Source organism: Roseovarius sp. B08, from assembly GCF_051417955.1.
GTDB lineage: Bacteria > Pseudomonadota > Alphaproteobacteria > Rhodobacterales > Rhodobacteraceae > Roseovarius.
Window position 1 is genome coordinate 1925149 of record NZ_JBPRLW010000001.1, and the last position, 22773, is coordinate 1947921.

Consider the following 22773-nt stretch of genomic DNA (forward strand, 5'->3'; position numbering starts at 1 on the left):
CGCCGGCGCCGTCAATCGCAGCTTTTCAATCACGCACCCCCATGCTATCGGGGCGCCGAATGACGGCGCAGGCATGGGGTTTGCGCCATGACTATTTACGAAAAGAGGCTCCAATGGCTGTCGAACGCACGCTCAGCATCATCAAACCCGATGCCACCAAACGCAACCTGACCGGCAAGATCAACGCCAAGTTCGAGGATGCCGGCCTGCGCATCATCGCGCAGAAGCGGATTCACCTTTCCAAGGCGCAAGCCGGCGTGTTCTATGCCGTGCATTCCGAGCGTCCGTTCTACGACGAACTGTGCGAATTCATGGCGTCCGAGCCGGTTGTCGTGCAGGTGCTGGAAGGCGAAGGCGCGATTGCCAAGAACCGCGAAGTGATGGGTGCCACGAACCCCGCCGATGCGGCGCCGGGCACGATCCGCGCGGAATTCGCGGAATCGGTCGGCGAGAACTCGGTCCACGGGTCCGACGCGCCGGAGACGGCGGCGGTGGAAATCGCCTATTTCTTCTCGGGCCTGGAACTGGTCGGCTGATTGCGCTGAGACAGAATTTTCGGAACGGCGCGGTCTTCGGGGCGCGCCGTTTTCGTTTGCGCGAGACGTTTCAGATCGCGGCGAAGTCGTTGAAGACCTGCCTGGACACGATCACCTTCGCTTCTTGCGTTGCCGTGCTGCGCGGCGTCGGGGCGGGTGTCTGCGACTTGCGGGGAAGGTCGGGGGTCGTTGCCATGTGCCTGCTCCTTTTTGAGGTCAGGCCGGCCGAACAGCGCCGACCGGCGCCAAGTTATCCGGTCAGGGTGTCGGCAAAGGCTGTCAGGAATTGGGCGGAAATGTGGCGGGAATGTGGCGTGCTGCTCGGATTTTTATATCGCAATCCGGGCTGACACCGTGCAAGGGTAAGTTTCGAAACGAGAAAAGCGCGCGTATCATGGCCCAAGGCAAGCTCAACCAGGACCCGCACAAGGTTCGTGAACACCAGGACATGAATCTGGAAACCGCCATCGGGCGGGCGGTGCGCGAGTTCCGCAAGACCCGCGGCATGACCGTCTCGGATCTGTCGGACGTGACCGGCCTTTCGGTCGGGATGCTGTCCAAGATCGAGAACGGGGTCACGTCGTCCTCCCTGACCACGTTGCAGGCGCTTTCGGCGGCGCTCAGTGTGCCGATCACCGCGTTCTTTCGCCGGTTCGAGGAACGGCGCGAGGTCGTGCACGTCAAGGCGGGCGAGGCGGTGGAGATGGAACGTGCCGGAACGCGAGCCGGGCACCAATACAACCTTCTGGGCCATATCGGCGCCAACAACAGTGGCGTCGTGGTGGAGCCCTATCTGATCACGCTGAACGAGGAATCGGACGTCTTTCCCACGTTTCAGCATGAGGGGATCGAGCTTCTTTATATCCTGGAGGGCGAGGTGGGATACCGCCATGGCGAGCAGAGCTTTCATTTGCGGCCCGGAGACAGCCTGTTCTTCGATGCCGACGCGCCGCATGGTCCGGACCAGCTTTTGCGCCTGCCGATCCGATATCTGTCAGTGATCTCGTACCCGCAGGGCGATCGGTAGAATATTCCTATCAAGAATATTTAATTCCCCCTATTGCATATTTCCGTAGGTCGTAATAGCGTCTCCTGAGCATTAGGAGACATCGGAATGTGTGGAATCGTTGGACTGTTCCTGAAGGACAAGACGCTCGAGCCTCGCTTGGGTGAAATGCTGACTGAAATGCTGATCACGATGTCCGACCGCGGGCCCGATAGCGCCGGCATAGCGGTTTACGGCACGGATCGGGACGGGCAGGCGAAGCTGACGCTTCAGGCCGCCGAGCCGAGCCAGTTCGAAGGACTGGCCGAGGAGATCGGCAACGAGGTTGGCGCGACCATCGAGCAAAGGGTGATCGACACTCATGCGGTACTGAACCTGCCGCAGGACAAGCTGTCGGCGGCGCGGCAGGCGATCAAGCGGCTGCGCCCGGATATCCGTGTGATGAGCGCAGGCGACATCATCGAGATCTACAAGGAAGTCGGCCTGCCGGGGGACGTGGCGAAACGGTTCGACATTCCCAAGCTGACCGGTAGCCACGGCATCGGGCACACCCGCATGGCCACGGAAAGCGCGGTCACCACACTGGGGGCGCACCCGTTTTCCACGGGCGCGGATCAGTGTCTCGTACATAACGGCTCGCTCAGCAATCACAATGCGCTGCGCCGGCAGCTGGCGCGCGAGGGCATCGAGGTCGAGACTCAGAACGACACCGAGGTGGCCGCGGCCTATCTGACCTGGAAGATGCTGCAGGGTCATACGCTTGGAGGGGCGCTGGAGGCGGGGCTGGCGGATCTCGACGGCTTCTACACGTTCGTCGTGGGCACCAAGGACGGCTTTGGTGTCGTGCGGGACCCCATCGCCTGCAAACCGGCCGTGATGGCTGAAACCGACCAATACGTGGCCTTCGGCAGCGAGTATCGCGCGTTGGTGAACCTTCCGGGCATCGAGGATGCCCGCGTGTGGGAACCCGAACCCGCCACCGTTTATTTCTGGAGCCACTGAGATGCAGACTTACGATTTGGAAGCGGACGGGCTGCGCGGGCTGAACGCCGCGCTGCAAGGGGCCAGCGGCAACGAGACCGGCTGGGAAGTGGTGAACCCGCGTGGCAGCCATGCCATCGCGGTGGGTCTGGACGCGCCACTGGATGTGACCGTGAAGGGGTCGACCGGATACTACTGCGCGGGCATGAACCAACAGGCGACCGTGCGGGTGGCGGGCAATGTCGGCCCCGGCGTGGCCGAGAACATGATGAGCGGCACCGTGATCGTCGAGGGCGACGCCAGCCAATATGCCGGGGCGACCGGGCATGGTGGACTGCTTGTGATCAAGGGCAATTCGTCGTCCCGCTGCGGGATCTCGATGAAGGGGATCGACATCGTTGTGGGCGGCAATGTGGGGCATATGTCGGCCTTCATGGGACAGGCGGGGCACTTGGTGGTCTGTGGCGATGCGGGCGACGCGCTTGGCGACTCGATCTACGAGGCCAAGCTGTTCGTGCGGGGCAGTGTCAAAAGCCTTGGGGCTGACTGCATCGAAAAGGAGATGCGGCCCGAGCATTTCGAAAAGCTGACCGAACTGCTGGACAAGGCCGGGATCGACGCCGATCCGTCCGAGTTCAAACGCTACGGCTCGGCCCGCAAGCTCTACAATTTCAAAGTCGACAATGCCTATTGAGGAGACGGACCCATGAGCGAAAATCAAAAATCCGCTCCGCGGACTTTGCCGAGATATTCCAACACGTTCACCCCCGATGTTAATGCCGAGATCCGGCGCGCGGCGGCGACCGGCATCTACGATATCCGAGGCGGCGGGGCAAAGCGAAAGGTGCCGCATTTCGACGACCTGGTGTTTCTGGGCGCGTCGATGTCGCGCTATCCGCTGGAAGGGTATCGCGAGCGGTGTGGCACGAACGTGGTGCTGGGGTCGCGCTATGCCAAGAAGCCGATCGAGCTGAAGATCCCGATCACCATCGCCGGCATGAGTTTCGGCGCGCTGTCGGCGCAGGCGAAAGAGGCACTGGGGCGCGGGGCGTCGATGGCCGGGACCTCGACCACCACGGGCGATGGCGGGATGACGCCCGAAGAGCGCGGGCAGTCGAAAACGCTTGTGTATCAATATCTTCCGAGTCGCTACGGGATGAACCCGGTTGACCTGCGCAAGGCGGATGCCATTGAGGTCGTGGTCGGCCAGGGCGCCAAGCCCGGCGGCGGCGGGATGCTGTTGGGTCAGAAAATCTCGGACCGTGTGGCCGAGATGCGCACGCTGCCCAAGGGGATCGACCAGCGCTCGGCCTGTCGGCACCCGGACTGGACCGGCCCTGATGATCTGGAAATCAAGATCCTCGAGCTGCGCGAGATCACGGGCTGGGAAAAACCGATCTACGTCAAGGTGGGCGCGGCGCGCCCGTTCTTCGACACGACGCTGGCGGTGAAGGCCGGGGCGGACGTGGTGGTGATCGACGGCATGCAGGGCGGCACGGCGGCCACGCAGGACGTCTTTATCGAGCATGTCGGCATCCCGACATTGGCGTGTATCCGCGAGGCCGTAGCCGCGCTGCAGGAACTGGGCATGCACCGCAAGGTGCAGCTGATCGTCTCGGGCGGCATCCGCACCGGCGCGGACGTCGCCAAGGCGTTGGCGCTTGGCGCGGACGCGGTCAGCATCGGAACGGCGGCCATGGTGGCCATCGGTGACAACGACCCCAAGTGGGAGGCCGAGTACAACGCGCTCGGCTCCACCGCCGGGGCCTATGACGACTGGCACGAAGGCCGCGACCCGGCGGGCATTTCCACCCAGGACCCGGAATTGTCGAAGCGCCTTGACCCGGTCGAGGCCGGCCGGCGGTTGAACAACTACCTCAAGGTTCTGACGCTGGAAGCACAGACGCTGGCCCGTGCCTGCGGCAAGAACCACGTGCACAACCTGGAGCCGGAAGATTTACAAGCCCTTACCGTGGAGGCCGCCGCGATGGCGCGGGTGCCTCTGGCGGGAACCTCTTGGATTCCCGGACAGGGCGGTATGTAATCGCGACAATAATCAACAACGACAAGAAACGGGGAGACGACAATGGCCACGGACCTGGCGAAATTTGCCGACAAGAACGGCGTAAAGTACTTCATGATTTCCTTCACGGACCTGTTTGGCGGGCAACGCGCCAAGCTGGTGCCAGCGCAGGCGATTGCCGACATGCAGGAGGATGGCGCGGGGTTCGCGGGCTTTGCCACGTGGCTGGACATGACGCCGGCGCATCCCGACATGCTGGCCGTACCGGACCCGGAGTCGGTCATTCAACTGCCGTGGAAGCCCGAAGTGGCGTGGGTGGCCGGCAACCCGGTGATGGAAGACGAGGACGTGGCGCAAGCACCCCGCAACGTGCTGCGCCGCCTGATCGACGAGGCCGCCGAGGAAGGTCTGCACGTCAAAACGGGTGTGGAGGCGGAGTATTTCCTGCTGACGCCGGACGGCAATGCGCTGTCGGATGAGTTCGATACCGCCGAGAAGCCGTGTTATGACCAGCAGGCGGTGATGCGGCGCTATGACGTGGTGCGCGAGATCTGCGACTACATGCTGGATCTGGGCTGGGGCCCGTATCAGAACGACCACGAGGACGCCAACGGCCAGTTCGAGATGAACTGGGAGTTCGACGACGCGTTGGTGACCGCCGACCGGCATTCGTTCTTCAAGTTCATGACCAAGTCGGTGGCGGAAAAACACGGCTTTCGCGCCACCTTCATGCCCAAGCCCGTCGAGGGGCTGACGGGCAACGGCGCGCATGTGCATATCTCGGTCTGGGACGCACCGGGCGCGAAGGCCAAGACCAACGTATTCGCCACCGACACCGCCGAGGGCAGCCCGACCGCAGAGCTGGGCCTGTCCGAGCGCGGCGCGCATTTCCTGGGCGGGATCATGAAGCACGCCAGCGCCATGGCGGCGATCACCAATCCGACCGTGAACAGCTACAAGCGGATCAACGCGCCGCGCACGACGTCGGGGGCCACCTGGGCGCCCAACACGGTGACGTGGACCGGCAACAATCGCACACACATGGTGCGGGTGCCGGGGCCGGGGCGGTTCGAGCTACGGTTGGCGGACGGGGCGGCGAACCCGTACCTGTTGCAGGCCGTGATCATCGCGGCGGGCCTCAGCGGGATCCGGTCCAAGGCGGATCCGGGCAAGCGGTATGACATCGACATGTATGCCGAGGGCTACAAGGTGCGGGGCGCGCCTAAACTGCCGTTGAACATGCTGGATGCCATGCGTCTTTACGACAAGGACCGCGAGTTGAAGGCGATGCTGGGCGAGGCGTTCTCGTCGGCCTTCCTGAAGATGAAGCGGCAGGAATGGGATTCCTACATGGCGCATTTCAGCCAATGGGAAAAGGACCATACGCTGGATATCTGACCATTGACCCTTTCACGGGCGCAGGCATAAATGCGCCCATGACAATGGGAGGATTACCATGAAGTTTCATCGCCTGACCGCCGCCGTCCTGGCCGGTTCCATGCTGGCGCTGCCGGCCGCCGCCGAGACGCGCGTCACCTACAAATCGGCCAAGTCGGCCTCGTCCTATTACCAGATGGGCGTGCAGATCGCCGAGGCCATGCAGGAGGCCTCGGACGGCGAGATCAGCGTGACCGTCGAGGAAAGCCAGGGATCGGTTCAGAACGTGATGGAGGTGCGGGCGCGCGGCGGTGATTACGTGTTCACCACGCCCCCCGTTCTGGTCAGCCTGGCGCAGGGTGGCAAGGCGATGTTCGAGGGCAAGGGCGACCCGGCCTTCGACGATATCCGCGCACTCTTTCCGATCCCGTCGCTGACCATGCATTTCGTCATGTCCGAGGAGAGCGGCGCCACGACGCTGGCGGACCTCGAAGGCAAGACGATCCTGCTGGGCAAGGGCAGTTTCGGTGCGACGGAGGGCGAGAAGTATCTCGACCTCTTCGGACTGGCTGACAAGGTCGAGATCGCCGATGTTGAACTGTCGAACGCGGTGCCGGCCATGCAGAACGGGCAGATCGACGGGTTCGTGACGGCGGGTTCGTGGCCCGCGCCCAACGTGGTGGAGGCCGCGGCCTCGACCGGGGTGACGGTGCTGTCGATGAGCGACGATCAGATTGCCGAGACCGGGCGCACCAAGCTGGTGATCCCTGCGGGCACTTATGCCGGGCAGGACGAGGATATCGTGACGACCTCGCTGCCGGTGGCGGCCTATACGACCACCAAGATGGATGACGAGACCGCCTATCAGCTGACCAAGACCTATTGGGAGAGCAAGGCCAAGCTGGCGGACTCCTCGGCGTGGTGGAACGGCGTGGACGAGGCCCTGATGGAGAACATCACCGGCCAGATCCATCCCGGCGCCGTGCGCTATTACGAAGAGGCAGGCATCGCCCTGACCGACGCCCAGAAGTGACCACGTGAGCCTGACGACCCCCGATCCCGCCGCGCAGGCCGGTCCTGCGCGGCTTTTCTGGCTTGGCCTGGCGCTGGCCTCGGTGGTGTTTCATATCGGGCTGGTGTTCTGGGGGCTGGTGCCGAACCTCGTGAGCCGCCCGATGCACCTGGTTTTCGTGCTGCCCTGGGTACTGGTCTGGGGGCAGGCGGGGCTGATGCGCCATAGCGGATACGTGCTGGCCGCACTTGGCGTGGGCGCGGCGCTGTGGGTCGTTCTTAACCGCGACATGCTGGGCGACCAGTACGGGTTTCTGGAAGGACAGGGGCAGGTGGCCATCGCCGCCGTGCTGATCCTCGTGGTGCTGGAAGCAGCGCGGCGTGCCATCGGCTGGCCCCTGCCGCTGGTGGCCGCCATTGCGCTGCTCTACGGCCTCTTCGGGCAACACATCCCGGGGCGTTTCGGCCATTCGGGTACGCCGATCGAGAGCTTTTTCGGAACGCTGACCATTGCCGAAGGCGCGCTTTGGGGCTCGTTGACGCAGGTTTCGGTGAACGTGGTGGCGATCTTCGTCATCTTCGGCGCGGTGCTGAACGCCGGCGAGGCGGGACAGGGCTTCATGAACGTGGCCGCCGCCGCTGCGGGGCGTCTGCGGGGCGGGGCGGCGAAGGTCTCGGTGCTGAGTTCGGCGCTTTTCGGTTCGATCTCGGGCTCGGCCTCGGCCAACGTGGCCTCGACCGGGGCGGTGACGCTGCCGGCGATGGAGAAGCTGGGATACCCCAAGCGGATCGCCGGGGCGGTGGAGGCGGTGGCGTCCTCGGGCGGGCAGATCATGCCGCCGCTGATGGGGGCAGGAGCCTTCGTCATGGTCGAGCTGACGGGGGTGCCATACACCGGCGTCATGGCCGCTGCGGCGCTGCCGGCGCTCTTGTATTTCTGGGCCGTCTGGGTGGGCATCGACGGCTACGCGGCGCGGTTCGATCTGCGGGGGCTGGCGGATGCGGACCGGCCCGCACGGCGCGATGTGCTTGTGACTTCAGGGTTTTTCCTTGTGCCTTTCGCGGTCCTGCTGTGGGGCATGTTCGTGATGCGGGTGACGCCGCAATACGCCGCGTGCCTGTCGATCTTTGCCGGGGCGGCGCTGCTCTTGTTGGGGTCGGACCTGCGGGTGAACCTGTCGCGGGCGCTGGCGCGGGCCGAGACGGCGTTGATGACGGCGGCGCGGCAGGTGGCGCTGATCGGGGCGATCATCTTTTGTGCCTCATTGGTGATCGGGGTGCTGGGCGTCACCGGGCTGGGGGTCAAGATCACCTCGCTGATCCTGTCGGCCTCGGGCGGGATGCTGTGGCCATCGCTGCTGCTGACCGCCTTTGCCTGTTTGATTTTGGGAATGGAGGTGCCGACAACGGCGGCCTATGTGATCTGCGTTTCCGTCGCCGGGCCGGCGCTGATCGAGCTGGGGATGGCGCCGCTTCAGGCACATCTTTTCGTCTTCTGGTACGCGCTTTTGTCGACCATCACGCCGCCCGTCTGCGGGGCGGTATTCATTGCCGCTGGCATGATCGGAGAGAACTGGCTGCGGGTCGCACTGACGGCGATGACGCTGGGTGTAGGGCTGTACCTGATCCCCTTGGGCATGGTGGCGAACCCCGGCATCACGGCGTTGGCCGAGGTGCCGGGATGGGCGGTATTGTCGATGGTCAAGGTGGGGGCGGGGCTGGCGCTGGTCAGCCTGTCGCTGGTGCTGAAAAAGGGCTGGCCGTTGCGGGGGGCGGCGTTCGCGGCGGGGCTGTTCTTGATCCTGTGGCCAATGTCTTAACGGCGAATCGGGGTCAAAAACCCACGTCGGTATTGCGTCGGTATTTGGGTGGTATCGCGACGGTGTCGCTGTCCGAAGACCCGGATGAACCGACCGCGCGCCGTTAAGCATTTGCAAAGAAAAACGCGGCCCCGACCGGGGACCGCGTCTTAAATGACCGGATTTAGATTCGCTCAGCCGTTGGCTTCGCGGATCTTGTCGGCGGCGTCCTTGTCGTAGGAGACGCCGTTCTGCTCGAACAGCGTGTCGAGCTCGCCCGAGAGCGTCATCTCGGTGATGATGTCGCAGCCGCCGACGAATTCGCCCTTCACGTAGAGTTGCGGGATGGTGGGCCAGTCGGAATAGTCCTTGATGCCCTGCCGGATGCCGTCATCGGACAGCACGTTCACATCCGTATACTCGACGCCCATGTAGTTCAGCACGCCGGCCACGCGGGACGAGAACCCGCATTGCGGCATGGTCTTGGTGCCCTTCATGTACAGCACCACGTCATTGGCTTTCACGGTTTCTTCGATCTGCGTCTTCGGGTCGCTCATTTGTCGGTGTCCTTCGGTGCAAAGAGTTTGGCGTAGGCTTGCGGATCGCGGGGGATTTCCCACCGCCGGACGTTGCCGCCGCCCATGCCGGATTGATAGTCGGATTCAAGGACGTGCATCCCGGTCCCCGGTTCGCTGCCGCGCTTGCCGGGGGATTTGCGCTGGCCCACGATGGCGACCGCAGCGATGGCGGCGGCAACGAGGACCAGGAGGATGATCAGCGTCCAGCTCATCGTTTCAGTCCGGGGCCTTGGTGGTCAGGGCCAGGGCGTGCAGGTCGCCGGAGGGGCCGTCCATCTTGCCCTTGAGCGCGGCATAGACGGCGCGCTGCTGCTGGACACGGTTCTTGCCCCGGAAGCTTTCGTCGATGACCTCGGCCGCGTAATGGTTCCCGTCGCCGGCCAGATCGGTGATGGTGATCTTGGCGTCTGGGAAGGTCTCGCGGATCAGATCCTCGATTTCCTGGACTTGCATGGGCATGTGCGCGTCTCCTTGGTGTCTGTCCCTGATGTAGAGAGGGCAGGGCCGGGATGCAAGCGACGGACGCGGTTTCCGGCGATGTCGTCCGTGGCAGGGTAGGCCGGGAATTCATCCCGGCATTGCGGCGGGGAGGCGGGGTGAAACCCCGCCCTACGGTGTGGGGCGGGTGCGCGCCGCGTCAGAGTTCCTCGCCCTTTTTCAGAAGCTCGTCGATGAGGTCGCGCTGCAAGGCGCCGCTGTCGCCGCCGCCGAACTGCATCGCGCCGCCGGTGTAAAGCGTGCCGTAGGTCTGAACGAGGTTGACCACCTGGCCCAGGCCCGAGATCAGCTGATCCTTTTCCAGCGGGCGGAGCGGGTGGATGTAGGTGGACCAGACCATGTCCTTGGCGATGGCATAGCGGGCGTCGAGTGCGGTGTCGAAATTGGCCTGCATCATCCGCTGAAGCGTGTCGATCTGCACGTCTTCGAGATCGGCCACCGGGGACAGGGCGCGCATCCGGTCATTGTCGGGATCGGTGATGATCAGCACGGGGGTATCGACGATGGTCATTTGCCAAACGCGGCCGTCGGTTCGGGCATTCTCGTCCAGCGATTTCAGGATCGTGTCCAGCCGATCGAGCGTCATGGGCGCCTCGGCCGGGATATCCGGTGCGGGCGTTTCGCTGTTCTGCGCGGGGGCCATTAGGGGCAGCGTGACGAGGGCGAGGATCAGGGGCAGGCGGAACATGAGCGGGACCTTTCGGAAAATGGCGTCCAAAAGAATGGCAGGGGACGGCGGGTCCGCCAACGTCCCCGACGCAAACGTGATAGGCCGAGAGCGGCGTGTTCTGTGCGACGCGTCCCGGACTTGATCCGGGACCTCTTGGGGGCCGAGGCCCCGGATCAAGTCCGGGGCGGCGAGGCAGGGTGAAACCCCGCCCTATGGGGTGTCAGGCGAAGGTGTCGCCGAAGGTGCCGCGATAGATCGCGGCGAGCTCGTCCAGCGGGGCGCTGGAGCGGCCCATCTGCACATCGCTGCCCGTGAAGCGGCCCACGCTTTGGATCGGCACGCCGGCCTGGCCTGCGGCGATCATCAGCGCCTCGGCCTGGTCGAAGTTGCAGGCCACGAGGTAGCGGGCCTGGTCCTCGCCGAAGAGGGTCGCCGTGTCGTCGCTGTCGAGGCAGATTCCGACGCCGGCCGCTTCGGCCATCTCGAAGGCCGCCAGTGCGAGGCCGCCGTCGGAGAGGTCGGTGCAGGCCTTGATGTACTGCGCATTGGCGCGGATGAAGTCGCCGTTTCGCTTTTCGGCGGCCAGATCGACGGGTGGCGCGTCGCCTTCGACGCGGTTGTAGACCTCTGCCAGAAGTGCCGACTGGCCCAGGTGGCCGGTGGTCTCCCCAACCAGCAGGGCCACGTGGCCGTCGCGGGCCTGGCCGGTGATGGCGGACTCGGGGTCGCGGATCAAGCCCACCGCGCCGATGGTGGGGGTGGGCAGGATGGCGCTGCCGTCGGTCTCGTTGTAGAGCGAGACGTTGCCCGACACGATGGGCATGTCGAGCGCCGCGACGGCCTCGCCGATGCCCTTGATGGCCATGACGAACTGGCCCATGATCGCGGGCTTTTCCGGGTTGCCGAAGTTGAGGTTGTCGGTCGTGGCAAGCGGCACGGCGCCAAGTGCCGTGAGATTGCGATAGGCCTCGGCCACGGCCTGTTTGCCGCCCTCGAAAGGGTTCGCCTTGACGTAGCGGGGGGTCACGTCGGAGGTGAAGGCGAGGTGCTTGTCCGTGCCGTGCACGCGGATGAGGCCGGCGCCTTGGCCGGGCGTGCGGGCGCTGTCGGCCATCACCATCGTGTCGTATTGTTCATAGACCCACTGCTTGGCGCAATAGTTCACCGAGCCGATGAGGGCCTTCAGCCCGTCGACGGGATCGACATTGGGCACGTTCGCATCGTCGAGCGCCTCGGGCGTTTCAGGCTCTTCCCAAGGGCGGTCGTATTCCGGCGCGCTGCCTGAGAGGGTGGCGAGGGGCAGGTCGGCCATGACCTCGCCTTTATGCATGATCAGGAACCGGTCCTCGGCAATGGTCTCGCCAACGATGGCGAAGTCGAGGTCCCATTTCTCGAATACGGCGCGGGCTTCGGCCTCTTTTTCCGGGCGCAGGACCATGAGCATGCGTTCCTGGGATTCGGACAGCATCATCTCGTAGGCGGTCATGTTCGCCTCGCGCTGCGGCACGGCGTCGAGGTTGAGTTTCACGCCGAGACCGCCCTTGTCGCCCATTTCGACCGCGGAACAGGTGAGGCCCGCCGCTCCCATGTCCTGGATCGAGATGACGGCGCCGGTGGCCATCAGCTCCAGCGTGGCCTCCATCAGGCGTTTCTCGGTGAAGGGGTCGCCGACCTGCACGGTGGGGCGCTTTTCCTCGATGGTCTCGTCGAATTCGGCCGAGGCCATGGTGGCGCCGCCGACGCCGTCGCGGCCGGTTTTCGCGCCGAGGTACACGACGGGCATGCCGATGCCGGAAGCTGCCGAGTAGAAGATCTTGTCGGCGTCCGCGAGGCCCGCCGCGAAGGCGTTGACGAGGCAGTTGCCGTTATAGGCGGGGTCAAAGCGCACCTCGCCGCCCGCGCAGGGCACGCCGAAGCAGTTGCCGTAGCCGCCGATGCCCTCGACCACGCCATGCACCAGCTGGCGGGTCTTGGGGTGGGCGACCTCGCCGAAGCTGAGCGAGTTCATCGAGGCGATGGGGCGTGCGCCCATGGTAAAGACGTCGCGCAGTATGCCGCCGACGCCGGTGGCCGCGCCCTGGTAGGGCTCGATGTACGAGGGGTGGTTGTGGCTTTCCATCTTGAAGACCACGGCCTGACCGTCGCCGATATCGACGACGCCCGCATTCTCGCCCGGGCCGCAGATTACCTGCGGTCCGTCGGTGGGCAGGGTGCGCAGCCATTTCTTGGAGGATTTGTAGGAACAATGCTCGTTCCACATGGCCGAGAAGATGCCGAGTTCGGTAAACGTCGGCTCGCGGCCGATGATTTCGAGGATACGGTCGTACTCTTCGGGCTTCAGCCCGTGGGCCGCGATCAGTTCGGACGTGATGGCCGGTTCCTGCATGTGAAACATGTCCCCCAAGGTGCGGTGCAGATGGCGCCCCTATTAGGCCATGCGCGCGGCGGGGGGAAGGGGTGCGGCGCGTTGCGCGGCACGGGCCTTGACGGAGGCCGCGTGATGCCGTCGGGTAAGGCGAAAGGGAGTTGCCATGAAGATCATCGAGAACCCGTGGCGCGGGCAGGGGCTGGTGGACGGGGTGCTGGCCGAGATCCCCGGCCCAAGCGTCGACGCCGCCGCGCCGTTGCGGCTGTTGGCGGAATGTCCGGCGCATGGGGTGACGCCGCTGGAGCGGCGGGAGGCCTTCGGCACGACGCTTTTCGTGAAGGACGAGCGCGGGCGCATGGGGCTGGGGAGCTTCAAGGCGCTTGGGGCGGCTTACGTGATTGCGCACGAGGCCGCGGCGGCGGGGGCGGAGGATTGGGCGAACGCGCTGGCGGGGCGCACTTACGTGACCGCGAGTGCCGGAAATCACGGGATGTCGGTGGCGGCCGGGGCCAAGGTGTTTGGGGCGAAGGCGGTGGTCTATATCGCCGAGACGGTGCCCGAAGGCTTTGCCGGGCGTTTGCGTGATATGGGCGCCGAGGTGGCGCGGGCCGGGGCGGATTACGAGGCCAGCATGGAGGCCGCCCAACAGGCTGCGGAGGCGAACGGCTGGACCCTCTTGTCGGACAGTTCCTGGCCCGGCTACGTGGACCTGCCCTGGCGGCTGATGGAAGGCTACCTGGTGATGGCCGAGGAGGCCGTGCGGCAGATGCCGGAGGTGCCGACGCATATCTTTCTGCAAGCCGGGGTCGGCGGGCTGGCGGGGGCCTGCGCGGCTTATTTCCGCGCGCATTGGGGCGCGGAGCCGCAGATCATCGTTGTGGAGCCTGATGCCGCACCGGCGTTGCAGGCGAGTATCGAGGCCGGGCGGCCGGTGGCGGCGGAAGGCCCGGTTTCGGCCATGGGACGGCTGGATTGCAAGGAGCCGTCGCTGATCGCGCTGCGGGGCCTGTCGCGCGATGCGGACGACTTTGCGACCATCACCGAAGAGGAGGCGGCGGCAGTGCTGCCGGAGTTGAATCTGATGGGGCTGGAGAGCACGGAATCAGGGGCGGCGGGGTTGGCGGCCGCGCGACTGATGGGCCTTGGCGCGGAGGCGCGGGCGCTGTGCATCCTGAGCGAGCAGTCAGACGGATGAAGCGGGGTTTCGACCGCGCGGAATACGAGACCCGCACCGCGCGGGCGCAGATGCTGATGGACCGCGCGGGGCTGGGCGCGCTGCTGCTGACGACCGAGGCGGATGTGCGCTATTTCACCGGCTTTCTGACGCGGTTCTGGGAGAGCCCGAGCCGCCCGTGGTTCGTGGTGGTGCCGCGGGAGGGCCCGCCGGTCGCTGTGATTCCGTCGATCGGGGCGGCGCTGATGGGGCGCACATGGGTCGAGGACATCCGCACCTGGCCCGCGCCTGCGCCCGAGGATGACGGGGTGAGCCTGCTGGCTGCAACGCTGCGCGAGGTGGGTGGCCCCGTTGGCGTGCCGATGGGTTACGAGACGCATCTGCGGATGCCGCTGATGGATTTCGCGCGGGTGAAGGACCTGGCCGGTCTGGCGTTTACCGGCGATGCCGGGATCGTGGCGCGGCTGCGGGCGGTCAAGTCTCCCGCCGAGATCGCCAAGATCGAGACCGCCTGTAGGATCGCGGGGCGGGCGTTTGCGCGCGTGCCCGAGATCGCGGGGGAAGGCCGCCCTCTGGCAGAGGTGTTCCGGGACTTCCAGCGCCTGTTGCTGGAGGAAGGCGCGGATTGGGTGCCTTATCTTGCCGGGGGCGCGGCGCAGGGTGGCTACGCGGATGTGATTTCGCCGGCGCCGGAGACGCCGCTTTGCCCAGGCGACGTGCTGATGCTGGACACCGGCGCGGGGTGGGACGGGTATTTCTGCGATTTCGACCGCAATTTCGGCGTGGGCCATGTGGGCGAGGGCGTGGCAGAGGCCCATGCGCAGCTGACCCGGGCCACCCAGGCGGCGATGGAGATCGCCCGGCCCGGCGCACGCGCCTGCGACCTGTGGCGGGCCATGGCGGGTACCGTGGGCGCGGGCGAGACGGCAGGGCGGCTGGGCCACGGGCTGGGGATGCAGCTGACCGAGGGGCTGTCGTTGACCGCGCACGACGAGACGGTGCTGGAGCCCGGCATGGTGATCACGCTGGAGCCGGGGATCGACCGGCCCGGGGGCCTGTGCATGGTGCACGAGGAGGTGATCGCGATCACCGACGGCCAGCCGCGGGCGCTGTCGCCGCTGGCGGGGGGCGAGATCCCGGTGGTCTGAGCAAAAAAAAGGCCGAGCAATAAGCTCGGCCATAGTCCAACAGGGAGGTATGAAGTGATCGGGTTGATCACCGTCATGCCGTGCAATTAGTGCCCGATTTTCGAGCGATCAAGGGCAAACAGGCCGCACCAGGTGAAAACCTGCTATGCTGTTGCCGCATGGCTGCTATTTCGGCGGCAGCGAACGGCGCGAAATGCCTTATTTCGCGACGTTTTTGCGATAGGCTATGATCTCTTCCTGGACGAAGTCGCGGAACGCCTTGATGCGCTGCGAGTGGCGCAGCTCTTCGGGGTAGGCGAGGAAGACCGGCACGTCGGAGGATTGTACCTCGGGCAGAACGCGCACGATCTGCGGGAAATCCTGGCCCAGGTAGTCGGGCAGCACGCCGATTCCGAGATTGTTGAGCACGCCTTGCAGCACGCCGTAATAGTTGTTCACCGTCAGCAGCGAGGGGATGTCGTAGGTCATCAGTTCGCTGACCAGCGTGGCGCCCGCGCCGACCTGGGCCGAGCGGGGATTCTGGCACAGGATGCGGTGCTGGCTGAGGTCTTCCATCTTTTCGGGCGTGCCGCGCTCGTCGAGGTATTTCTGCGTGGCGAAGAGGCACATGTTGATCATCATCAGCCGCTTGCGGATGAGATCGGCCTGGCTGGGCTCCTTCATGCGGATGGCGACGTCGGCCTCGCGCATGGGCAGGTCGAGGACGCGTTCCTCGAGCATCAGGTCGATGTTGAGGTCGGGGTAGGTCTCGAACAGTTTGGGCAGGCGCGGGGCGAGCCAGAGTGTGCCGAAGCCGATGGTGGTGGTCACGCGCAACTCGCCGAACACTTCCTCCTCGCTGTCGCGGATGCGGGCGGTGGCGGCGTCCAGCCGCTTGACCATGGCGCGGGTGGCATCGAACAGAAGCTCGCCCTGTTCGGTCAGGATCAGGCCGCGGGCGTGGCGGTGAAACAGCGTGGCGTTGAGTGATTCTTCCAGCGCGCGAATCTGGCGCGAGACCGCCGATTGCGACAGGTGAAGCTGGTCACCGGCATGGGTGAGGCTGCCGGCATCGGCCACCGCGTGAAATATTCTCAGTTTGTCCCAATCCATTTCGCAACTTTCAATTGGATCCAATCCCCGCACGCGCAATAGCAGAAAAACATTCGCGGATCACAGCCGATAGCGTGGAAAACACGTGAAACTTTGCGTTAGGTCACGTATATTGACCTAATACACGCCTATATACTTAGCAGTTGCGCGGAATTGCGCAATCGCCACGGGAGGACGAGATGAGCGATCAGAAGATTTCCCTCAATGACCGGTTGGACCTGTCGAAATCCCAGATATTGCTGAACGGCACGCAGGCTCTGGTTCGGCTGATGCTGATGCAGGCCGCGCGGGACCGCGCCGAGGGGCACAACACCGCCGGCTACGTGACGGGGTATCGCGGCTCGCCCTTGGGCGCGGTCGACATGCAGATGGCGCGGGCGCAGAAGGTGCTGGCGGAGGCGAATGTGACCTTCCAGCCGGGTCTAAACGAGGATCTGGCGGCGACGGCCCTGTGGGGGACGCAACAGGCGCAGCTGCGCGGCGAGGGCAAGCACGATGGCGTCTTTGGCCTGTGGTACGGCAAGGGGCCGGGGGTGGACCGCTCGGGCGACGTGATGCGCCACGCCAACATGGCGGGGACCGCGCCGCTGGGTGGCGTGCTGATGGCGATGGGGGACGACCATACGGGCGAGAGTTCCACGGTCTGTCACCAGTCGGATTGGGCGCTGGTCGATGCCTACATGCCGGTGCTGTCGCCTGCCGGGGTGCAGGAGATCCTGGATTTCGGCCTCTACGGGTTCGCGCTGTCGCGCTTTGCGGGCGTCTGGGCCGGGCTGAAGACCATGAAGGACACGGTGGAGGTGACCAGCGTTGTCGATGGCAGCCTCGACCGGATGAATTTCGTTCTGCCGGAGTTCGACATGCCCGAGGGCGGGCTGAGCATCCGGCTGGGGGATCACTGGATCGCGCAGGAAGCGCGGATGATCGACCACAAGAGGTACGCCGCCGAAGCCTTTGCCCACGCGAACAAAATCGACAAGCGGATGTGGGGCAAACCCGGCGCGAAGATCGGCTTCGTGGCCGCCGGCAAGAACTGGCTGGACCTGACGCACGCGCTGGACATGCTGGGGATCGACGCCGCCGAGGCCGAGCGGCTGGGGCTGACGACCTACAAGGTGGGCCAGACCTTTCCGATGGACATGAAGGGCTTTCACGATTGGGCCGAGGAGCTGGACCTGATCGTGGTGGTCGAAGAAAAGCGCAAGCTGATCGAGATCCAGATCAAGGAGGCGATTTTCGACGACCGGCAGGGGCGGCGCGTCTATGGCTGGTACAAGGGCGGCGCCGGCGGCCTGCATTCCGAAGAGCTGTTCCCGACGCGCATGGCGCTGGATCCGGTGATGGTGGCCGAGAAGATCGGGACCATCCTGGTGGAGGAAGGTCGCGGCACGGACCGCGTTAGGGCCGGGCTGCAACTGATTGAAGAGGCTAAGAAATTGGACAATGCACAGGAGCTGGCGGCGCGACTGCCCTATTTCTGTGCCGGGTGCCCGCACAATACTTCGACCAAGGTGCCCGAGGGCGGGCGCGCCTATGCCGGGATCGGGTGTCACATCATGTCGCTGTGGATGGATCGCGAGACCAGCGGGTTCACGCATATGGGCGCGGAAGGCGCCAACTGGATCGGCGAGGCGCCGTTTTCGAACCGCGAGCATGTGTTCCAGAACCTTGGGGATGGCACGTACAACCATTCGGGCGTTCTGGCCATTCGCGCCGCGCTCGCGGCGGGTGTGAACATCACCTACAAGATCCTTTACAACGACGCGGTCGCCATGACCGGTGGGCAGACCAACGAAGGCGGGCTGGGGCCGGACCGGATTGCGCGCGAGTTGCAGTCGATGGGCGTGGAGCACATCGCGGTGGTCTATGACGAGAAGGAAGAGCCGGAGAAGTCGCACTTTCCGTCGGGCATCGGTTGGCACGAGCGGGCAGAGATGATGCAGGTGCAGGAGAAATTTCAGGAAATCAAGGGCGTATCGGCCATTATTTACGTGCAGACCTGCGCCGCCGAGAAACGCCGCCGCCGCAAGCGGGGCAAATTTCCGGACCCCGACAAGAGGGTCTTCATCAACACCGATATCTGCGAAGGCTGCGGCGATTGCGGGGTGCAGTCGAACTGCGTCGCCATCGTGCCGAAAGAGACGGAACTGGGCCGGAAGCGGGCGATCGACCAGTCGAGCTGCAACAAGGACTTTTCCTGCCTCAAGGGGTTCTGCCCGTCTTTCGTGACGCTGGAAGGGGCGAAGATTCGAAAAGAAGCCTCGGCCGATCTGGACCTTCCGGATCTGCCGGACCCTGCGCTGCCAAAGATCGATGGCACCTATAACGTGGTGATCACCGGCGTGGGCGGCACCGGCGTCGTGACCATCGGCGCGGTGATGGCGCAGGCGGCGCAGATCGACGGCAAGGGCGCTGGCATGATGGAGATGGCCGGTCTGGCGCAGAAGGGCGGCGCGGTGCATATCCACTGTCGCCTTGCCGAGAAGCCGAGCGATATCAGCGCCATACGTGTCGCCACGGGCGAGGCGGATGCATTGATCGGCGGCGATCTGGTGGTCAGTGCCGGGGCCAAGACGCTGGGCCTGACGCGGGCCGGACGCACCGGCGCGGTGGTCAACAGCCACGAGATCATGACCGGCGATTTCACCCGTGACACCGAGTTCACCATCCCGACCGACCAGCTTGCGCTTTCGCTGCAATCGCGGCTGCGCGACGATGTGGTTCTGTTCGACGCCAGCGAATTGGCGCGGGTGGCGATGGGAGACGCGATCTTTTCCAACATGATCATCTTTGGCGCGGCGTGGCAGCGGGGCCTCGTGCCCCTGTCCAAGGCGTCGATCGATGCGGCGATCGAGTTGAACGGGGCCGCCGTGGAGCGCAACCTGCGGGCCTTCGAGATCGGGCGGTGGGCCGCCGAGCATCCCGAGGAGGCAGACCGTATGGTTACGCCGAACGTGGTGGAAAAGCCGAAGTCGCTGGAGGAAAAGATCGCCTTTCGCGAGACCCACCTGGTCGACTACCAGGGCAAGCGGCTGGCCCGGCGGTATCGCAAGCTGGTCGATGAAATCGAGAACCAACAGGTGCGCGAGGCGGTGGCCTTGGGCTATCACAAGCTCTTGAGCTACAAGGATGAATACGAAGTCGCGCGCCTGCTGATCCAGAGCCGGAAAAAGGCCGAGGAAGAGTTCGCGGGCGATTTCGACATGAGTTTTCACCTGGCGCCGCCGATCCTGAGCAAGACAGGCCCGGACGGGCGGCCGAAGAAACGCCAGTTCGGCGCATGGATGGAAAAGCCGATGGGCCTGATGGCGAAGTTCAAGGGCCTGCGTGGCACGCCGATGGACATCTTCGGTTACAGCGAGGAGCGGCGGATGGAGCGTGCGCTGATCCGCGAATACGAGGACGACATGGCCGAGGTTCTGCCCAAGCTGGACGGCAGGACCCAGGACGCCATCGTGGCGCTGGCGGAACTGCCGCTGCAGATTCGCGGATTCGGCCCGGTGAAGATGGAGAATGCGCGCAAGGCCGCCAAGCAGCGCGAGCATCTTTTGCAGGTGATCCGCGACGGCGGGCAGGACGTGGCGCGGGCGGCACAGTAGACCGCGCCGGCTTTGGTCATCGAACTTTCATCGCCCTGTTACGTGGCGGGGCGATGTAAATGGATGCACGCGATTCGAGACGGAAGGTGAGATGCGCCAGGAACGCCACGTGGCCCGTGACATAAGTTACGCCTATTCGGCGCAGACCCGTGGGGGGCGCGCCATGATCCGCACGATGGAGAACCTGACGGGCCGCATCCGGTTGATCAAACGGGCGGCAGGCTATGAGCAGGAGGTCGCGGCGGGGCGCGATTTCTGGCAGGTGATGGTGGAGCGCTATGGCCTGACGCTGGACGTGGTGGGCGGGAGCCTGGACAACATTCCGCGCACCGGGCCGCTGATCCTGATCGCGAACCATCCCTATGGCATTCTGGATGGACTGATGATGGGCCATATCCTGAGCCAGACGCGGGGCGATTTCCGCATCCTGGCGCATCAGGTTTTTCGCAAGGCCGAAGATCTGAACCGGATCATCCTGCCGATCAGTTTCGACGAGACGAAAGAGGCCGTCGCGCTGAATATCGAGACGCGGAAGACGGCGCTGGACTACCTGAAGGGCGGGGGCGCCATCGGGATTTTTCCCGGCGGTACGGTCAGTACGGCCGCGAAACCCTTTGCCCAACCGCTCGACCCCGGCTGGCGCGGGTTCACGGCGCGGATGATCGCCAAGTCCGACGCCACTGTAGTGCCGGTTTTCTTCGAGGGGCATACCAGCCGATTGTTCCAGTTGGCCAGTCACCTGCATACCACCCTGCGCATGGGCCTTTTGATCAAGGAATTCACCAAGCGCGTGGACACCAGCGTTCAGGTTGTGGTGGGCCAGCCCATCCCGCAGGACGAATTGCGCGCACGCGCCGGGGACACGAAATCCTTGATGGCGTTTCTACGGCACAAGACGTATGAGCTTAGCACACGTCCGGTGAACCCGGACGAGATCGGCTTTGAATACGACTAGGGGCGCGGGCAGCGCAGGACAGATGGCAGTTGGGATTTTCGACAGCGGGCTTGGCGGCCTGACGGTTCTGAGCGCCGTGGAGGCGCGGCTGCCGGAGGTGGCGCTGGTGTATCTGGGCGACAACGCCAACGCGCCTTATGGGGTGCGCGACCAGCAGGATATTTTCACTCGCACCAAGGCCCATGTGCAGCGGCTGTGGCATGACGAGGACTGCAACCTGGTGATTCTGGCGTGCAACACGGCGTCCGCGGCTGCGCTGCGCCGGATGCAGGAAGAAGGCGTGCCGAAGGGCAAACGCGTGCTGGGGGTGTTCGTGCCGCTGATCGAGGCGCTGACCGAGCGGCAATGGGGTGACAACTCGCCCCCGCGCGAGGTGGCGGTGAAGCATGCCGCGCTGTTCGCCACCCCCACGACAGTCAGCAGCCGGGCCTTCCAGCGGGAACTGGCCTTCCGGGCCATCGGCGTGGACGTGGAGGCGCAGGCCTGCGGGGGGTGGTCGACGCCATCGAGGACGGCGACATGATCCTGGCCGAGGCGCTGGTGCGCAGCCATGTGGATGCGCTGAAGCGCAAGATGCCCAATCCGCAGGCCGCTGTTCTGGGCTGCACGCATTACCCGCTGGTCGAGGACGTGTTCCAGGCCGCTTTGGGACCGGAGGTCCAGGTCTATTCGCAGCCCAACCTGGTGGCGGCGAGCCTGGCCGATTACCTCAAGCGGCACCCCGAGATGGTCGAAGGGGGGACCGGCGTGCGGTTTCTGACCACGGGCGACCCCAAGCGCACGTCGGACCGGGCGACGCAGTTCCTGCGACGAGGGATCACGTTCCACGCCGCCTGAGGCCAGCGCGTCGCATTGCGGGGGCGCGCAATCTTCCTTACATGACTGACAACTGATGAAAGAGGTCTGACATGACCCATAAAATCGCCATTCTGGGCGCTTCGGGCTATACCGGCGCCGAACTTGTCCGGCTGATCGCCACCCATCCGGGCCTGGAGATTGCCGCGCTGTCGGCCAATTCCAAGGCCGGGCAGACCATGGCGCAGGCGTTTCCGCATCTGCGGCACCTTGATCTGCCGGTGCTGGTGACGATCGAGGAGATCGACTTTACCGGGATCGACCTGTGTTTCTGCGCCTTGCCGCACAAGACCAGCCAGGACGTGATCGCGGTGCTGCCGCGCGACCTGAAGATCGTCGATCTGAGCGCGGATTTCCGGCTGCGGGATCCCGAAGCCTATGAGAAATGGTATGGCAACCCCCATGCGGCGGTGGAGATGCAGAAAGAGGCGGTCTATGGTCTGACGGAATTCTACCGCGAGGAAATCCGCGCCGCACGGCTGGTGGCCGGGACGGGCTGCAACGCCGCGACCGGGCAGTACGTGCTGCGCCCGCTGATCGAGGCCGGGGTGATCGACCTCGACGATATCATCCTCGACCTCAAATGCGGGGTGTCGGGGGCAGGGCGGAGCCTGAAGGAAAACCTGCTGCACGCGGAACTGTCCGAGGGGTATCACGCCTATGCCCTGGGGGGCACGCACCGGCACCTGGGCGAGTTCGACCAGGAATTTTCCGCCATTGCCGGGCGGGACGTGCGCATCCAGTTCACGCCGCATCTTGTGCCGGCGAACCGGGGGATTCTGGCGACCGGGTATGTGAAGGGCGACGCGAAGGCGGTGCATGATTCATTGGTCAGGGCCTATGCCGACGAGCCCTTCATCGAGGTGCTGCCCTATGGCGAAGGGCCCAGCACGCGGCATGTGCGGGGCAGCAATTTCTGCCATATCGGGGTGGTCGCGGACCGGATCGACGGGCGGGCCATCGTGGTCGGGGCGCTCGACAACCTTACCAAGGGGTCGAGCGGGCAGGCGTTGCAGAACGCCAACCTGATGCTAGGTATCGACGAGACAACGGGGCTGATGCTGGCGCCGGTGTTTCCGTGAATGTCCCTGTGGAGTTTCCCT

At 64.8% G+C, this 22773-nt stretch carries 20 protein-coding genes and 1 pseudogene; 14 read left to right on the top strand and 7 right to left on the bottom strand.

Translation table 11 applies throughout. From position 1 onward, the window contains the following. Positions 1-113: 113 nt before the first annotated feature. Positions 114-536, top strand: a complete 423-nt coding sequence (gene ndk / locus ACSQ76_RS09795) for a nucleoside-diphosphate kinase (RefSeq protein WP_057793921.1) — start codon at positions 114-116, stop codon at positions 534-536. 70 nt (positions 537-606) lie between these two features. On the opposite strand, the gene ACSQ76_RS09800 is transcribed toward ndk, so the two are convergent. Next, positions 607-732 (bottom strand): hypothetical protein, encoded by a 126-nt coding sequence (locus ACSQ76_RS09800; protein WP_306130291.1) that lies wholly within the window; start codon positions 730-732, stop codon positions 607-609. A 198-nt stretch (positions 733-930) separates the two neighbouring features. Between ACSQ76_RS09800 and ACSQ76_RS09805 the strand changes: the two genes are divergently transcribed. From ACSQ76_RS09805 to ACSQ76_RS09835, 7 genes are all read left to right on the top strand, one after another. Further along, positions 931-1563, top strand: a complete 633-nt coding sequence (locus ACSQ76_RS09805) for a helix-turn-helix domain-containing protein (protein WP_306130292.1) — start codon at positions 931-933, stop codon at positions 1561-1563. 87 nt (positions 1564-1650) lie between these two features. After that, positions 1651-2544 (top strand): class II glutamine amidotransferase, encoded by an 894-nt coding sequence (locus ACSQ76_RS09810; RefSeq protein ID WP_437156429.1) that lies wholly within the window; start codon positions 1651-1653, stop codon positions 2542-2544. A gap of 1 nt (position 2545) precedes the next feature. Then, positions 2546-3217 carry a protein GlxC gene (locus tag ACSQ76_RS09815; protein WP_437156430.1) on the top strand — a complete coding sequence of 224 codons (672 nt, stop codon included), beginning with the start codon at positions 2546-2548 and terminating at the stop codon, positions 3215-3217. Between the two features lie 12 nt (positions 3218-3229). Beyond that, complete coding sequence (locus tag ACSQ76_RS09820) at positions 3230-4567, top strand: FMN-binding glutamate synthase family protein (RefSeq protein WP_437156431.1); 1338 nt, start codon at positions 3230-3232, stop codon at positions 4565-4567. Positions 4568-4609: 42 nt separating this feature from the next. Then, positions 4610-5944 carry a type III glutamate--ammonia ligase gene (gene glnT, locus ACSQ76_RS09825; RefSeq protein WP_437156432.1) on the top strand — a complete coding sequence of 445 codons (1335 nt, stop codon included), beginning with the start codon at positions 4610-4612 and terminating at the stop codon, positions 5942-5944. Between the two features lie 58 nt (positions 5945-6002). Beyond that, complete coding sequence (locus tag ACSQ76_RS09830; RefSeq protein WP_437156433.1) at positions 6003-6956, top strand: TAXI family TRAP transporter solute-binding subunit; 954 nt, start codon at positions 6003-6005, stop codon at positions 6954-6956. Between the two features lie 4 nt (positions 6957-6960). Beyond that, entirely contained in the window at positions 6961-8754 is a 1794-nt protein-coding gene (locus ACSQ76_RS09835; protein ID WP_437156434.1) for a TRAP transporter permease, read from the top strand. A 173-nt stretch (positions 8755-8927) separates the two neighbouring features. On the opposite strand, the gene grxD is transcribed toward ACSQ76_RS09835, so the two are convergent. From grxD to purL, 5 genes are all read right to left on the bottom strand, one after another. After that, positions 8928-9290, bottom strand: a complete 363-nt coding sequence (gene grxD / locus ACSQ76_RS09840; RefSeq protein WP_306130299.1) for a Grx4 family monothiol glutaredoxin — start codon at positions 9288-9290, stop codon at positions 8928-8930. Next, positions 9287-9523 (bottom strand): hypothetical protein, encoded by a 237-nt coding sequence (locus tag ACSQ76_RS09845; protein WP_306130300.1) that lies wholly within the window; start codon positions 9521-9523, stop codon positions 9287-9289. Before ACSQ76_RS09845 ends, grxD begins: the two co-directional genes overlap by 4 nt. Before the next feature lie 4 nt (positions 9524-9527). Continuing rightward, positions 9528-9770 carry a BolA/IbaG family iron-sulfur metabolism protein gene (locus tag ACSQ76_RS09850; RefSeq protein WP_057793905.1) on the bottom strand — a complete coding sequence of 81 codons (243 nt, stop codon included), beginning with the start codon at positions 9768-9770 and terminating at the stop codon, positions 9528-9530. Between the two features lie 178 nt (positions 9771-9948). Beyond that, the gene (locus ACSQ76_RS09855; protein ID WP_437156435.1) at positions 9949-10497 is read right to left on the bottom strand and encodes a hypothetical protein; all 549 of its coding nucleotides are present in this window, start codon (positions 10495-10497) and stop codon (positions 9949-9951) included. A gap of 202 nt (positions 10498-10699) precedes the next feature. After that, entirely contained in the window at positions 10700-12865 is a 2166-nt protein-coding gene (purL, locus tag ACSQ76_RS09860) for a phosphoribosylformylglycinamidine synthase subunit PurL (RefSeq protein ID WP_437156436.1), read from the bottom strand. Positions 12866-13010: 145 nt separating this feature from the next. Here purL and ACSQ76_RS09865 point away from each other — a divergent pair, with 145 nt between their 5' ends. Together ACSQ76_RS09865 and ACSQ76_RS09870 are read left to right on the top strand one after the other, a co-directional pair. Further along, positions 13011-14042 (top strand): pyridoxal-phosphate dependent enzyme, encoded by a 1032-nt coding sequence (locus ACSQ76_RS09865; protein WP_437156437.1) that lies wholly within the window; start codon positions 13011-13013, stop codon positions 14040-14042. Further along, on the top strand, positions 14039-15169 hold the full coding sequence (locus ACSQ76_RS09870; protein WP_437156438.1) for a M24 family metallopeptidase: 1131 nt from the start codon (positions 14039-14041) through the stop codon (positions 15167-15169). The genes ACSQ76_RS09865 and ACSQ76_RS09870 overlap by 4 nt, the downstream gene beginning before the upstream one ends. 198 nt (positions 15170-15367) lie before the next feature. On the opposite strand, the gene ACSQ76_RS09875 is transcribed toward ACSQ76_RS09870, so the two are convergent. Further along, complete coding sequence (locus ACSQ76_RS09875; RefSeq protein ID WP_437156439.1) at positions 15368-16261, bottom strand: LysR family transcriptional regulator; 894 nt, start codon at positions 16259-16261, stop codon at positions 15368-15370. Positions 16262-16440: 179 nt separating this feature from the next. Here ACSQ76_RS09875 and ACSQ76_RS09880 point away from each other — a divergent pair, with 179 nt between their 5' ends. From ACSQ76_RS09880 to argC, 4 genes and pseudogenes are all read left to right on the top strand, one after another. Next, positions 16441-19860 carry an indolepyruvate ferredoxin oxidoreductase family protein gene (locus ACSQ76_RS09880; RefSeq protein ID WP_437156440.1) on the top strand — a complete coding sequence of 1140 codons (3420 nt, stop codon included), beginning with the start codon at positions 16441-16443 and terminating at the stop codon, positions 19858-19860. A 91-nt stretch (positions 19861-19951) separates the two neighbouring features. Further along, complete coding sequence (locus ACSQ76_RS09885; RefSeq protein WP_437156441.1) at positions 19952-20815, top strand: lysophospholipid acyltransferase family protein; 864 nt, start codon at positions 19952-19954, stop codon at positions 20813-20815. A gap of 22 nt (positions 20816-20837) precedes the next feature. Beyond that, positions 20838-21652, top strand: a pseudogene (locus tag ACSQ76_RS09890) (glutamate racemase). A 71-nt stretch (positions 21653-21723) separates the two neighbouring features. Further along, positions 21724-22752, top strand: coding sequence for an N-acetyl-gamma-glutamyl-phosphate reductase (gene argC, locus ACSQ76_RS09895; RefSeq protein ID WP_437156442.1), 1029 nt, complete (start codon positions 21724-21726; stop codon positions 22750-22752). Positions 22753-22773: the final 21 nt, after the last annotated feature.